This is a genomic window from Pararhodobacter zhoushanensis (assembly GCF_003990445.1).
Taxonomy (GTDB): domain Bacteria; phylum Pseudomonadota; class Alphaproteobacteria; order Rhodobacterales; family Rhodobacteraceae; genus Pararhodobacter; species Pararhodobacter zhoushanensis.
Genome location: NZ_REEZ01000002.1, coordinates 35,787 through 49,564, shown reverse-complemented (window position 1 = coordinate 49,564; position 13,778 = coordinate 35,787). Strand labels below are relative to the sequence as shown.

12 protein-coding genes are annotated in these 13,778 nt (G+C 66.7%); 7 read left to right on the top strand and 5 right to left on the bottom strand.

Annotated elements, in window-relative coordinates:
• Positions 1-96 precede the first annotated feature (96 nt).
• A complete protein-coding gene (locus EAE28_RS04845) occupies positions 97-1,890 on the bottom strand; it encodes a gamma-glutamyltransferase family protein (protein ID WP_127104714.1) in 1,794 nt (597 codons plus the stop codon).
• The gene (locus EAE28_RS04840; protein ID WP_127104713.1) at positions 1,887-2,954 is read right to left on the bottom strand and encodes an AbrB family transcriptional regulator; all 1,068 of its coding nucleotides are present in this window, start codon (positions 2,952-2,954) and stop codon (positions 1,887-1,889) included. Before EAE28_RS04840 ends, EAE28_RS04845 begins: the two co-directional genes overlap by 4 nt.
• Positions 2,955-3,019: 65 nt before the next feature.
• Here EAE28_RS04840 and EAE28_RS04835 point away from each other — a divergent pair, with 65 nt between their 5' ends.
• Positions 3,020-3,700, top strand: coding sequence for a GntR family transcriptional regulator (locus EAE28_RS04835; protein WP_127104712.1), 681 nt, complete (start codon positions 3,020-3,022; stop codon positions 3,698-3,700).
• Positions 3,701-3,826: 126 nt separating this feature from the next.
• Here the strand turns inward: EAE28_RS04835 and EAE28_RS04830 are convergent, their stop codons facing one another.
• Complete coding sequence (locus EAE28_RS04830; protein WP_127104711.1) at positions 3,827-4,468, bottom strand: nitroreductase family protein; 642 nt, start codon at positions 4,466-4,468, stop codon at positions 3,827-3,829.
• Between the two features lie 125 nt (positions 4,469-4,593).
• On the opposite strand from EAE28_RS04830, the gene EAE28_RS04825 reads away from it, so the two are divergent.
• The 3 genes from EAE28_RS04825 (at position 4,594) to EAE28_RS04815 (ending at position 7,434) form a co-directional block, all read left to right on the top strand.
• Entirely contained in the window at positions 4,594-4,959 is a 366-nt protein-coding gene (locus EAE28_RS04825; RefSeq protein WP_127104710.1) for a winged helix-turn-helix transcriptional regulator, read from the top strand.
• A 131-nt stretch (positions 4,960-5,090) separates the two neighbouring features.
• Entirely contained in the window at positions 5,091-6,026 is a 936-nt protein-coding gene (locus tag EAE28_RS04820) for an AEC family transporter (RefSeq protein ID WP_127104709.1), read from the top strand.
• A gap of 73 nt (positions 6,027-6,099) precedes the next feature.
• Positions 6,100-7,434: a cytochrome-c peroxidase gene (locus EAE28_RS04815; protein WP_127104708.1), complete on the top strand. Its 1,335-nt coding sequence runs from the start codon at positions 6,100-6,102 to the stop codon at positions 7,432-7,434.
• Positions 7,435-7,495: 61 nt separating this feature from the next.
• On the opposite strand, the gene EAE28_RS04810 is transcribed toward EAE28_RS04815, so the two are convergent.
• Positions 7,496-8,968, bottom strand: a complete 1,473-nt coding sequence (locus EAE28_RS04810) for a CRTAC1 family protein (RefSeq protein ID WP_127104707.1) — start codon at positions 8,966-8,968, stop codon at positions 7,496-7,498.
• On the bottom strand, positions 8,965-10,245 hold the full coding sequence (locus EAE28_RS04805; RefSeq protein WP_127104706.1) for an ROK family protein: 1,281 nt from the start codon (positions 10,243-10,245) through the stop codon (positions 8,965-8,967). The genes EAE28_RS04810 and EAE28_RS04805 overlap by 4 nt, the downstream gene beginning before the upstream one ends.
• A 215-nt stretch (positions 10,246-10,460) precedes the next feature.
• On the opposite strand from EAE28_RS04805, the gene xylF reads away from it, so the two are divergent.
• The 3 genes from xylF (at position 10,461) to EAE28_RS04790 (ending at position 13,776) form a co-directional block, all read left to right on the top strand.
• Entirely contained in the window at positions 10,461-11,486 is a 1,026-nt protein-coding gene (gene xylF / locus EAE28_RS04800) for a D-xylose ABC transporter substrate-binding protein (protein WP_127104705.1), read from the top strand.
• A 104-nt stretch (positions 11,487-11,590) separates the two neighbouring features.
• Positions 11,591-13,015, top strand: a complete 1,425-nt coding sequence (locus tag EAE28_RS04795; protein ID WP_127104704.1) for a sugar ABC transporter permease — start codon at positions 11,591-11,593, stop codon at positions 13,013-13,015.
• On the top strand, positions 13,015-13,776 hold the full coding sequence (locus tag EAE28_RS04790) for an ATP-binding cassette domain-containing protein (RefSeq protein WP_127104703.1): 762 nt from the start codon (positions 13,015-13,017) through the stop codon (positions 13,774-13,776). Before EAE28_RS04795 ends, EAE28_RS04790 begins: the two co-directional genes overlap by 1 nt.
• Positions 13,777-13,778: the final 2 nt, after the last annotated feature.

Here is a 13,778-nt window from a genome sequence, read left to right as displayed (position 1 = left end):
TCAGACATTTGGCGGATCACGGTGTGAGATTGATTTTATGCTAGGTCTTCGACCGGTTTATCGGTCTGGTCGGCTTGGAATGTTGGAAAATTGCGATCATCGCCCCACCGCATAGGCCTGCATCAGCCGCGGTGTGGCCGCGCCGCGCAGCAGGCCGTCGGGGCGGCGGCTGACGGCGGTCAGGCGGCCTGCGGACCACGGGGCGGCGACTTGCAGGTCGTGTCCGGCGTCGCGCAGGGCTTGCAGCGTCGCCTGCGGAAAGGCCGGTTCGGCCAGCAGATGCGCCGCGCGAAAGCCGCGCGGGTCGAAGCTGGCCTGCAGATGCTCGGTGTGGAACAGCGGCGCGTCGATGGCCTCTTGCAGGTTCATGCCATGGTGAATGAGGCGCAGCAGGAAGGCCGATTGCCATTGGTCCTGCTGATCGCCGCCGGGTGTCCCGAAGGCCACGCGCGTCCCATCGGGGCCGCGCGCAAAGGACGGCGACAGCGTGGTGCGCGGGCGGCGACCGGGGGCGAGCGAGGTGGGCAAGCCCTCATCCAGCCAGAACATCTGGGCGCGCGAATTGAGCGGCATGCCCAGCCCCGGCACGACGGGCGAGCTTTGCAGCCAGCCGCCCGAGGGCGTGGCGCTGACCATGTTGCCCCAGCGGTCCACCACATCCAGATGCACGGTATCGCCGGGGGCTTTGAGGTGGCCCATCGTCGGCTCGCCAATCCCCGGCCCGGTGTTGTCGGCCCGCTTGGCCAGCCAGCGCTGGCGGAAGACGGCGGCGTCGGCCTGTCCCTCGAACCCGTGCAGCATCGAGGGGCGCAGCTGGTCCGAGGCGCGCTCGGAAATCAGCGCGCGGCGCTCAAGCCCATGGGCGCGCGAGAGCAGGATCTCGGCCGGGATCTCGGCATCGGCAGGGTCGCCGTAATGCGCCTCGCGGTCGGCGAAGGCGAGTTTGAGCGCCTCGGTGACAAGGTGAACGAACTGCGCACCGGTCGGGTCCATCGACGCGAGCGGGTCACCGGCAAGGGTTTGCAGCACCTGCAGAAGCACCGGGCCTTGCGACCAGAAGCCGCCCTTGTAGACCTGCCAGCCGCCATGACGCACAGTGAGCGCGGATTCGTAGCTGGCCGACCATCCGGCCATATCCTGCCCGGTGAGCACACCTTTATGACGCGCGCCGCTGGCGTCCATCACATGCGCCGTGCGCATCCAGTCGTCGATGGCCTGCGCAATGAAGCCTTGGGAGAACACTTTGCGGGCAGCGTCGATCTGCACCTCGCGGCCTTTGGTTCCGGCGACCTCGGCCAACAGGCGCTCCCATGTCGCGGCAAGATCGGGGTTGCAAAACAGCGCACCTGCCTTGGGCACCGCGTTATCCGGCAGCCAGACGGCGGCCGAGGTCGGCCATTCGTCGCGGAAGAAATCGGCCAGCCCCGCGATGGCGCTGGCGGCATTGGCCAGCATCGGCACGCCGTTGCGGGCATAGGCGATCGCGGGGGCGAGCACATCGGCCAGCGGCCATGTGCCATGGTCGCGCAGCATCAGCATCCACGCATCGAAGGCGCCGGGAATGACCGTGGCCAGCAGGCCCGAGCCGGGGATCAGGTCCAGCCCCTGATCGCGGTAATGGGTGATCGTGGCCCCGGCGGGGGCGGTGGCCTGACCGCAGATCATCGTCGGCTGGTCGTCATCGGCGGGCCAGATCATCGCGGGCATGTCGCCCAGGGGGCCGTTCAGATGCGGCTCGCAGACATGCAGCGTGAAGCCCATGGCAACGGCGGCGTCATAGGCGTTGCCGCCGCGCTCCAGCACCGACATGCCGACCGCTGAGGCGATCCAGTGGGTCGAGGACGTCATGCCGAAGGTGCCGGAGAGTTCGGGCCGGGTGGTGAAGCTCATGGCGCGTCCTTTTGACGGATGCGCATCAGGCGGGCGGCGATGGGAGCGCCGGTGATCACCAGAAGGATGCGCAGGATATGGTGGACAACCACATAGCCCAGATCCGCGCCCGCGACGATGGCCAAGACGGTCATCTCGGCCTGACCACCGGGGGCGAAGGCGAGAAACGCTTCGACCGAGTGGGCGAGGCCAAGGGAATAGACGATTTCCGACATGATCGCGGCCAGCAGGGCGAGGATCAGCACAAAGCCGACGCCCGCTGCCACGTCGCGCCGGATCTCGCGCATCGTGACGCCGGTGTAGCCGACGCCGATGGCCGAACCGATGAAGAACTGCGCGACATAGATCGCCTCGGCGGGCGGGCGGTGGTGGATGAACCCGGCCAGCGAGAGCGCGCCGGTGACGATCAGCGGGCCAAGGATCGACGCGCCAAAGAGGCCGATCTTCTCGCCGCCCTTCCAGCCGATCAGCCCGGCGGCGGCCATGATCAGCATCTCGCTGACCGGCAGATCGCGGGCGGGTTCGCCGACGGGGTGGGACATCGACGCGCCGAAGACCTGCGTGATCAGGATCGGGGCCAGCGTGACGATGATCAGCACGCGGGTGGCGTGGATCAGCGACAGGGTGCGCGGGTTGGCCCCGGCCTCGGCCCCGAAGATGATCATGTCCTGCAGCCCGCCGGGCATGGCTGAATACCACGCCGTCGCCGCGTCATAGCCGCAGACCTTGCGGAAGAAGGGCACGCCGATCAGGCCGATCAGCGCGATGTAGAGCGGGATCAGCAGGATCGAGCCGATCATCGACGGCAGGGTGGCGATCAGCGCCGGGGTCAGCGTGGCACCGACGGCGATGCCAAGGATCGTGCGCGCGCCGATGCCGATCTGGCCGGTGCCACGCAGGGGCAGGCCCAGCAGCGCGGCGAGCAGGCAGGCGAACATCGGGCCGAAGAGGAAAGGCAGGGGCAGGCCGATCATCCTGAACACGACAGCGCCGACCATGGCCAGCCCCAGTGTCAGCGCGCTGCGTTGCCAGGGTGAGAGCGAGGTGAGTCGGAGGGCGGGCATGTCAGCGTTCCTTGACGGGTATTGTGTGCGATTGTATACCTATGGATGCAATCTGCAAGGTGCCTATGAAACATTCCGAACCCAGTGCCGATCTGCCGCAAGGCCAAGACGCTTACCGCCGCCTGCTGGCCGAAATCCGCGCCGGGTCGCTGGTGCCCGGCGACCGGCTGCTTGAGGCGGATCTGGCCCGCCGTCTTGGCATCTCGCGCACCCCGGTGCGCGAGGCGATCCGCCAGCTTGAGGCGGACGGGCTGGTGATCCACGTCGCCCGTGTCGGCGCGGCGGTGCGCAGTCTGGACCCGGGCGAAGTCACTGAACTTTATGAGATGCGCGGCGTGCTGGAGGGGACGGCGGCGCGGCTGGCGGCGCGGGCGGCCTCGGTCGTCGAACTGGACGAGCTGGCGGCGATCAATGCCGAGATGGCGGCGGGGTTTGGCAATCCGGCGCGGCTGTATGAACTGAACCGGCAGTTCCACGCCGCCCTGCTGGACGCGGCGCGCAACCGCTATCTGGCGCGCTCGCTGGCCGGGTTGCAAAAGACGCTGTTGCTGCTGGGCCCGACGACACTGGAAGAGGATGAGCGCGCGCGCAACGCGGTGACCGAGCATGAGGCGGTGTTGGTGGCGCTGAGGGCGCGCGATGAGCTGGGCGCGGAAAGCGCGATGCGGGCGCATGTCGCCGCCGCGCATTCGATCCGGCTGCGGCAGTTCCGCAACCGGGCCGCGGGGACGGATCTGGAGAGCTGAGCGAAAGGCCCGGTGCCGGTGTGCTGGCGGGCCATGCAAAAGGCGCCCGGCGGGGTGCCGGGCGCCTTTCAGGGTTTTCAGAAGCGGTGAGGGGCTGCCAAGGGTGCCGTGGCGGCCGGTCTCAGCTCAGTCCAGATGGGTGATGAGGGAGTCGTGTGATTTGCGGACCTTGGCCATCGGCAGCAACCAGTCGCCAGCGGGTTCGCGGTAGCCCAGCGGCAACAGCACGACCGAGCGCAACCCGCGCTCGCGCAGGCCAAGGATCGCGTCCACGGCGTCCGGGCTGAACCCTTCCATCGGCGTGCTGTCGACTTCCTGCTCCGCCGCGGCCACCAGCGCAACACCCAGCGCGATATAGGCCTGACGCGCGGCGTGGGCATAGTTCACGTCGGCGTCACGCGGCAGGTACGCGGCTTTCAGACCTTCGTAATAGGTCGTGAGCGTCGGCGTTTCGCCGCGGGCTTCGACATTCAGCGCCAGCACTTCGTCGATACGCTCGGCGGTGTAGTTGTCCCACGCGGCGAAAACCAGAACATGCGAGCCGTCGGTGATCTGCGCCTGACCGCCCGCCGCTTTTGCAAGCTGCGCACGCAGTTCCGGGTTGGTCACGACGATCACTTCGAACGGTTGCACGCCGCTTGAGGTCGGGGCCATGCGGATCGCCTCGACGATGGCGTCGACCTTGTCTTGCGGCACTGCTTTCGCCGGGTCCATTTTCTTGGTTGCGTAGCGCCAGTTCAGGTGGTCGCTCAGGGTCTTGGTCGTCATGTCTTGGTTCCGATTGTCAAAGCCCGCAATGGGCGGTATTCTTTTGTAACCGACGATGTATTGAGAACCGAAGCGTGCTTCAAGAAGGCACATGTCTGACCCTCGGTTACAAAAAGGGAACCACCATGCTGGACAGCGAACAATGCCCTGACTGCAAACGGATCGGCGCCGTTCTGTCGCGGGTGGGCGACCGGTGGAGCGTGCTTGTCGTCGTCTCGCTGGCCGAGCACGGGACGTTGCGCTTCAACGAACTCAAGCGCACGCTGGGCATCTCGCAGCGCATGTTGAGCCTGACGCTGAAGGAAATGGAGCGCGACGGGCTGGTGAGCCGGACCTATCATCCGACCATCCCGCCCAAGGTGGAATACACGCTGACCGCGCTGGGCCAGTCGTTTCGCCAGCCGGTGACGGCGCTGAGCCGCTGGGCCATCGAAAATCTGGGCAGGATCGATGACGCACGGACGGCCTATGACGCGAGTGCAGCGCAATAAGGCGTGTGCCGCGCAGCGGTGACGCGCTGTCGGCGCGGCTTGCCGGGGTGCGCCTGACGAGGGAGGGGCGGACCCCCTCGCCTGTGGCTGGTTGCCGTGTTAACCAACCCTGAAACCAGCCGGAAACTGCCATGATCCAGATCTTTCTGACCACGCTGCCGATCTATCTGATGATCGTCTTCGGCTATGTTGCCGTGCGCAGTGGCTATCTCGGGCAGGGGCATATCGGCGCGCTGGCGCAGTTCGCACTCAAGATCTGCCTGCCCGCGCTGATCGTCTTTGCCGTAGCGATGCCACACGGCGAGGGCGGGCTGAACCCGTCGTTCTTTCTGGCCTATATGGGCGGGTCTGTGATCACGCTGCTGCTGGGCTACGCGGCGATGCGGCTGTTTCTGCGTCAGGCCGCGCCTGATTCATGGATTCTGGCGCTGGGCATGGCGAATTCCAATTCGGGCTTTCTGGGTTTTCCGATTGCCAGCCTGATCTTTGGCCCGCAGGGGGCAGTGGTTTTCGCGATGACCATGACGGTCGAGAACGCGGTGATCATTCCGCTGGTGCAGATCCTGACCGGGGTTTCGGGCTCGAACGAGCGCAAGCTGGGCGCGGTGCTGCGCGAGGCGCTGGGGCGGATCATCGCCAATCCGCTGCTGATCGCCGTGGCGCTGGCTCTGGTCTGGCGCGCGACCGGGCTGTCGATGGGCGTGCCGGTCGAGCGGGCGGTGACGGCGCTGGCGATGGCGGCGGCTCCCGTGGCGCTGTTCGTGATCGGCGGGACGGTGGCGTCGATGTCGGTGAGCGGGCATTGGCGGCGGGTCTCGGCGGTGAGCATCGGCAAGCTGGTGGTGCATCCGCTGCTGGTGGCGGCGCTGCTGTTCACCATACCCGGCGTGCCCGCCGATCTGATTCCGGTGGGGATCTTGTTCGCTGCCGTGCCGATGTTGACGATCTATCCGATCCTCGCCGCGCCGTTTGGCCTGCGCGAGGTCTGCTCGACGGCGCTGATCGTGGCGACGGGGTTGTCGGTGGTGACGGTGACCGGGGTGTTGGTGCTGCTCAACGTGCTCTGAGCCCGCCTGCCGCCGTATTGCGCGATCGGCCGGGCCGTGCCACCCTGCTAGCGATAACGCAGGGAGGGGCGGGATGCGGATCTGGGTGAGCGGCGTGGTCGTGGTGGTCGCCGGGGGCTTGGGCTTGCAGGCCGGGGGCACGGCAGGCACCGGGTTGCCCGCGCCGCTGAGCGACGCCGATTTCCGCCCGGTCGATCCGGCGGCGGCGGCGCTGGGGCAGCTGTTGTTCTACGATCCGATCCTGTCGGGCAACCGCGAAGTCGCCTGCGCAACCTGTCATCATCCGGCCTTTGGCACCTCGGACGGCGTGTCGCTGGGGCTGGGCGACGGCGGGATTGGTTTGGGGCCGCTGCGGCGCGCGGATGCGGATAATCTGCCCGAGGAACGCGTGCCCCGGAACGCGCAGGCGTTGTGGAATCTGGGCGCGGTCGAGTATCGCTCGATGTTTCATGACGGGCGGGTCGAGGTGGACCCATCGCGGCCAAACGGCATGCGGACACCGCTGGACGAGGATATGCTGGTCGGGTTCGACTCGATGCTGTCGGCGCAGACGATGTTCCCCGTGGTCTCGCCGGATGAAATGGCCGGGCATTATCAGGAGAACGAGATTTCCACCGCCGTGCGGCTGGGCATGCTGACCGGACCGGACGGGGCCTGGGCGCGGCTGGCGGCGCGGGTGGCGGCGGTGCCGGGCTATGCCGAGCGTTTCGCCGCCGTGTACCCTGAGATCGCGGCGGGGCGGGCGATCGGGTTTACCGATGTGAGCAACGCGATTGCGGCCTTCATGGAGTTCGAATTCCGCAGTGACAGCGCGCCGTTTGACGCGGTGCTGCGCGGCGAGGCGACGATGGGGCCTTTGGCGGGTGAGGGGATGGCGCTGTTTTACGGGCCTGCGGGCTGTTCGGGCTGCCATTCCGGGCCGTTCCTGACCGATCACAGCTTTCACGCGATGGGCGAGCCGCAGCTGGGGCCGGGCAAGGGCGCGCGGTTCGAGACGCATCACCGCGACGAGGGGCGCTACCGGGTGACCGGGGCGGCGGCGGACTGGTATGCGTTCCGCACGCCGGCGCTGCGCAATGTGGCGCTGACCGCGCCCTATGGGCACGCGGGGGCGCACCGGACGCTGGAGGCGTTTCTGGCCGGGCACGGGCAGGGCGCAGCGTTGGCGGGGTATGACCGCAGCGAAGCGGTGCTGCCTTCGCTGGCTGTCTCGGATTGGGCGGTGATGGACGACCCGGCGCAAGTGGCGGCGATTGCGGCGGCAGCAGAAGGCGGGCCGGTGCTGGAACCCGGGGAAATCGCGGCGCTGGTGGCGTTCTTGCAGACGCTGACCGATCCGGTGGCGGTTGAGGGACGGCTGGGGGTGCCCGAGGCGGTACCCTCGGGGCTGGTGGTGCCCAACCCCTAGGGCCGGGGCGGGTCGCCTGCGCGACCTCGGCCGCGACACCCGCCCGCCCGGCCTGCGCCCGTCAGCGCGTCAGGGTGAGCGATTGGTTGGGTGTCGCGTCGGTTTGCGTGGTCGTGCCATCCGGCCAGTCGACACGGATCTGCGCCGTGGTGGCGGGGCCGAGGCCGAAGTGGAGCGGCACCGATTGCCCCCCGGCGTGGCCGCCCCCGACGGTGACCTGTTGCGACTGGCTGCCGCTGTCGGTGGTGACGGTGACGCGCGCGCCGATGGCGCGGGTATTGCCGCCGGGTTGGCGCAGATCCACGGCAAGCCAGTGGCCGGTGTCGGCGGTGGTGTTGCGGTAGAGCTCCAACGGGGCACGGCGGTTGACGACGATCAGGTCGAGCAGGCCGTCATTGTCCAGATCAACCAGCGCCGCGCCGCGTGAGCGCTCGGCAGTGGCGATGCCCGCTTGGGTCGCTTGTTGGTGGAAGGTGCCATCCGGGGACTGCATCAGCAGGTCGTTGGGGTCGTGGATGGCATTGGTCGGCATCTGGTCGACATTGCCCTTGGCGATGAAAAGGTCTGACAATCCGTCGTTGTCAACATCACCGAATTGCGCGTGCCAGCCGGTCGAGGGGCGGCCGTCGCTGCCGTCATGCGGCAAGGTTGCATAAGTGCCAATCGAGTAGGGTGCTGCCGCGTAGGTTCCGTCGGGTTGTGCGATTTGTAGCAGTTGGTCGCCCATCGACGTGAGCATCACCTCGTCCCGTCCGTCGCCGGTCAGGTCGCGTGAGGCGATGCCCATGCCCCAGAGCGAGACGTGCTGCCAGCCGTCCTCGGGCGTCAGGAAGCGGTGCTCGGCGATGTCATACATCTGCTCATAGCCGCCGCGCACGTAGTAATGCCGATCGTTGGACATGCGCAGGGTGGGGCGGTCGCGCGCGTCGCGGGCGGCGAGCATGGAGAGGGCACAGAAGCCGGGTTCGAGCGGTTCGGCGCGCCAGCTTTCGCCTTGCGGGGTCAGCAGGGTGTTGGAGTCGCAGGCCTGAAACGGGCCGGAGGGATTGCCGCGATCGACGTAATGGCCGATGGCGAGCGTGGGGCGCTCGCCCTCCCACCAGGCGGTGAAGGCGGTGGTCCAGCGGTCCTGTTGCGGCAGGGTCCAGACCTCGGTCACGTCCTCAAAGCTGCAATCGGGGCCGCCGCGCAACACGCGGTCGGCACCGACGCGCAGGACGTAGAGGTCAAGAAATCCGTCGCCATCCATGTCCAGCGGGTAGGTGCCGGTGCTGTCGGTGATTGTTGGAAAAGGCGCAGGGGTGAACGCCATTTCCCCGCTGTTGAGCAGGAACAGCATCGGATTTGTGCCACCGGCGGCGAGCACTTCAGGCAACGCATCGCCGTTACAATCAAAGACCGCGACGCCACCGCCGACGAAATGCTCCCAGCCGCCGGCGTAGAGATGTTCGGGCAGGGTGGCGGAAAGATCCTCGAACTGCGGGGTGGCCAGGGCCGGGGAGGCCAGCAGAACCAGACCGAACCGCCAGATCATGCCACCGCTCCCTGACCAAGCGCTGTGTCGGTGACGTAACTGAGCGCTAGAGCGGCGGCGCCGCGCGCCCAGACCATATCCCCCCAGTTGTGGATCTCGATCCGGCAGGGCTGGCGGCCGTGGTTGAGGGTCAGGGCGAGGGTCTCGGCGATGACCTCGTCGGCGTAGAGATAGTCATAGCGCATGCGTTCGCCCGACAGGATGACCAGTTCAGGGTCGAAGATCTGGATGACATTGGACAGACCCAGCGCCAGATAACGCCCGGCGCGGCGAAAGATCGAACGGGCGGCCATGTTGCCGGTCTTGGCCTCGGCGAACAGGGCTTCGAGCATCGCTTGCGGGCTGGCCTGATTGCGCGGGTTGCGGCCCAACGCGGTAGCAGCCTCGCGGGCGAGGGCGTAATCGGCGAGATAGGCCTCAAGGCAGCCGCGCTGACCGCAGCGGCAGAGCGCGCCGTCGAGATGCACCTTGGTGTGGCCCAGTTCCATCCCCATGCCGCGCGTGCCGCGATAGAGCCGGTTGCCGACCACCAGCCCCATGCCGACGCCGTGCTCGATGGTGACGACGGCGAAATCGGACATGGCGCGCCCGGCACCGAACCACAGTTCGGCCAGCGTCAGCATGTTGGCATCGTTTTCGATCAGGACCGGGCGGCCCAGACGCTGCGTCAGCGCGTCGCGGGCGGGCAGGTCAGTGCCGATGAGCAGCGGCGACCATGGCACGGCGCCGGTTTCAGGCTCGACCAGACCCGACAGGCCGATGCCGATGGCCGAGATGGCGTCGAGGGGCAGGTCAGCCTCGGCCAGCAGGCGCGCGACCAGTTCGGCAGTTTCGTCGCAGATTTGGTCGAGCGATTTGCGCACCGGTGGGGTGGGCAGCATGGCTTCGGCCAGAATGGTGCCCGAGAAATCGGCCAGAACAGCGGTGTGGCGTTCGTCCGACAGCTTGATGCCGATGACGCGGTGCGCCTTGGGCACCACGGCGAGCGAGACGGCGGGGCGTCCGCGCGCCGGTTCGCGACGGTCGCGGGTGATTTCGGCGGTCTCGCACAGATAGCCTTGGGCGATCAGGTCCGAGGTCAGCTGCGTCACCGACCCGGCGCTGATCCCCAGCGCGCGCGAGACATCGGCGCGGGCGGCGATGCCGGTGGCGCGGACATGCTCGAACACGCGCTGGCGCAAGGGTTTGGAGTCGGTGGCGGGGCCGGGCAGCAGGGGGCCGCAGCCCGCGTATCCCTCGGGCGCGGTGACAACCGGAGGCAGAGGCGCGGGGGACATATGTTCATTCATCGAATTATTAACCCTCGCTGCGCTGCGGCGGAAACGCGATTGGCCTACGGTTCGCGCAAACTTATGGCGTATCACGCTAATCCGGCGGGTTTCGTAAGGCAATAAGGGAATATTTATTTTGACAGGTGAAAAAAAGATCCTATGCTTTTGCTGTCGGGTCAACCCCGCACCCCGGATTCGGGGCATCACCAGGGAGGAGATGCATGCGTAAAGCAGTATTCGCCGCTGTCGTTGCGACAGCGGGTATCACCACATCATTCGCAGCTCAGGCAATCACGGTTGGCGTCAGCTGGTCCAACTTTCAAGAGGAGCGCTGGCGCACCGACGAGGCGGCAATTGTCGCAGCGCTGGAAGCGGCAGGGGCCGAGTATGTGTCGTCGGACGCGCAGTCGTCCTCGGCCAAGCAGCTGAGCGACATCGAGGCGCTGATCGCGCAGGGTGTGGACGCGCTGATCGTTCTGGCGCAGGACGCGCAAGCCATCGGTCCGGCGGTGCAGGCCGCAGCGGATGAGGGCATCCCGGTGGTTGCCTATGACCGCCTGATCGAGGATTCGCGGGCCTTCTACCTGACCTTCGACAACGTCGAAGTTGGCCGGATGCAGGCCGAAGCCGTGTTCGCCGCCGCCCCCACGGGCCGCTATGTGATGATCAAGGGCTCGCCCACCGATCCGAACGCGGACTTCCTGCGCGGGGGTCAGCAAGAAGTGCTGCAGGCCGCGATTGACAGCGGTGCGATCACCATCGTCGGTGAGGCCTATACCGACGGCTGGCTGCCTGCCAACGCGCAGCGCAACATGGAGCAGATCCTGACCGCGACCGACAACGGCGTGGACGCGGTCGTGGCCTCGAACGACGGCACCGCTGGTGGTGTTGTCGCGGCGCTGACGGCGCAGGGGATGCAGGGCATTCCCGTCTCGGGTCAGGACGGCGACCATGCCGCACTGAACCGTGTGGCGCTGGGCACGCAGACCGTGTCGGTGTGGAAAGACGCGCGTGATCTGGGCCGGGTGGCCGCTGAGATCGCCGTGGCCATGGCCAACGGGACCGCGATGGCTGACATCGAGGGCGCGCAGGCCTGGACCTCGCCGTCGGGCACGGAAATGGTGTCGCGTTTCCTGGCACCGGTGCCGATCACTGCGGAAAACCTGGATGTGGTCGTCGATGCCGGCTGGATCACGCAAGAGGCCCTGTGCCAAGGCGTGACCAACGGCCCGGCACCGTGCAACTGATCTGACAGTCTGGCCCCGGCGATCGTTTTCGCCGGGGCCTTTCCCTGACGCACCGTGGCTTTGCCGGTGCCCGTCCGCCCCCCCCCTGAGTGAGAGAGACCGCCATGAGCGATACCGCGCGCCCCGTCGAGCAACCCCGGCGCCGCTCGCTGCTCGATTCCCTAGAGATCGACACGCGTCTGCTGGGCATGCTTCTTGCCTTTCTGGTGATCTGCCTTGCCTTCAATTACATGACCGGCGGGCGTTTCCTGAGCCCGCGCAACATTTTCAACCTGTCGATCCAGACGGTCAGCGTGGCGATCATGGCCACCGGGATGGTGTTCGTCATCGTGACGCGGCACATCGACCTGTCGGTCGGCGCGTTGCTGGCGACCTGTTCGGCCTTCATGGCGATGACGCAGCAAAACTGGTTGCCCGGCTATCTGGGGCTGGAGCTGGGCAGTCCGCTGATCGCGCCGGTTGCCATTGCCGTCGGGCTGGTTGCCGGAACGGTGATCGGGGCGGCGCAGGGCTGGTTGATCGGCTATCTGACGATCCCCTCCTTTATTGTCACGCTGGGCGGCTTGCTCGTCTGGCGCAACGTGGCGTGGTATCTGACCGGCGGCCAGACCATCGGCCCGCTGGATGAAACGTTTCAGCTGTTTGGCGGCATCAACGGCACGTTGGGCGTGACGCTCAGCTGGGTGCTGGCGGTTCTGGCCGCGGCGGCGGCGGTGTGGTCGGTGTTCTCGGCCCGGCGCGCCAAGCTGGCGCATGAGTTCCCGGTCAAGCCGCTGTGGGCCGAGGTCGTCATGGCGGCGATCTTTGCCGGTGCGATCCTTGGCTTCGTGGCGATCCTCAACGCCTATCAGGTGCCCGTCGGCCGCTTGCGCCGCATCTTCGAGGAACGCGGCGAGGTTCTGCCGCCCGATTTCGCGATGGGGTATGGTCTGCCGATCTCGGTCCTGTTGCTGATCGTGCTGGCCGTGGTGATGACGGTGATCGCCCGCAAGACGCGGCTGGGCCGCTATATCTTTGCCACCGGCGGCAACCCGGATTCGGCCGAGCTGTCGGGCATCAATACCCGCCTGCTGACCGTCAAGGTTTTCGCCCTGATGGGCTTTCTGTGCGGGCTGTCGGCGGTTGTCGCCTCGGCCCGTCTGACCAACCATGCCAACGACATCGGCACGCTGGACGAGCTGCGGGTGATCGCGGCGGCGGTGATCGGCGGCACAGCGCTGTCGGGCGGTATCGGCACGATCTATGGCGCGATCCTGGGGGCGCTGATCATGCAGTCGCTGCAATCGGGCATGGCGATGGTCGGTGTGGACGCGCCGTTCCAGAACATCGTTGTCGGTGTGGTGCTGGTCGAGGCCGTGCTGTTGGACATCGCCTACCGCGTGGCCGCGATCCGGCCCAAGGTTCTGGCGGTGCATCTGATCGTGCTGCCCGTGCTGATGTGGCTGTGGTTTGGCTGGCCGTTCGGGCTGGGGGCTGCTGTTCTGGCGGTGCTCGTGTGGCAATGGATGCGCAAGAAAGGGGTGATGTGATGGACCGGACGGGAACTCCTTTGATCGAGATGCGCGATATCTCGGTGTCTTTCGGCGGCATCAAGGCCGTGGACCGTGTGAGTGTGGATCTGTACCCCGGTGAGGTTGTCGGGTTGCTGGGCCACAATGGCGCGGGCAAATCGACGCTGATCAAATGCCTTTCGGGCGCGTATCGCAAGGATGCCGGGCAGATCTTTGTCGACGGGGTCGAGGTCGACATCCAGAACCCCCGCGACGCGCGGGAGTACAACATCGAGACGATCTACCAGACGCTGGCACTGGCCGATAACCTTGATGCGGCGGCAAACCTGTTTCTGGGCCGCGAGCTGACGACAAAACTGGGCTTTGTCGATGACGGCCGGATGGAGGCTGAGACGCGCAAGATCTTCGCCCGGCTCAACCCCAATTTCCGCAAGTTCAAGGCGCCGGTCTCGGCGCTGTCGGGCGGGCAACGGCAATCGGTGGCGATTGCGCGCGCGGTCTATTTCAACGCGCGCGTGCTGATCATGGACGAGCCGACCGCAGCGCTGGGTCCGCAAGAGACGCAGATGGTGGCCGATCTGATCAAGGAGCTGAAAAAGCAGGGGCTGGGCATCTTCCTGATCGACCACGATGTGCATGCGGTGAAAAAGCTGTGCGACCGGGCGGCGGTGATGAAGAACGGCGAGCTGGTCGGCGTGGTCAAAGTCGATGAAGTGACCGAGGATGATATTCTGGGAATGATCATTCTGGGCAAGAAACCTGACCATCTGGCGGCCTGAGT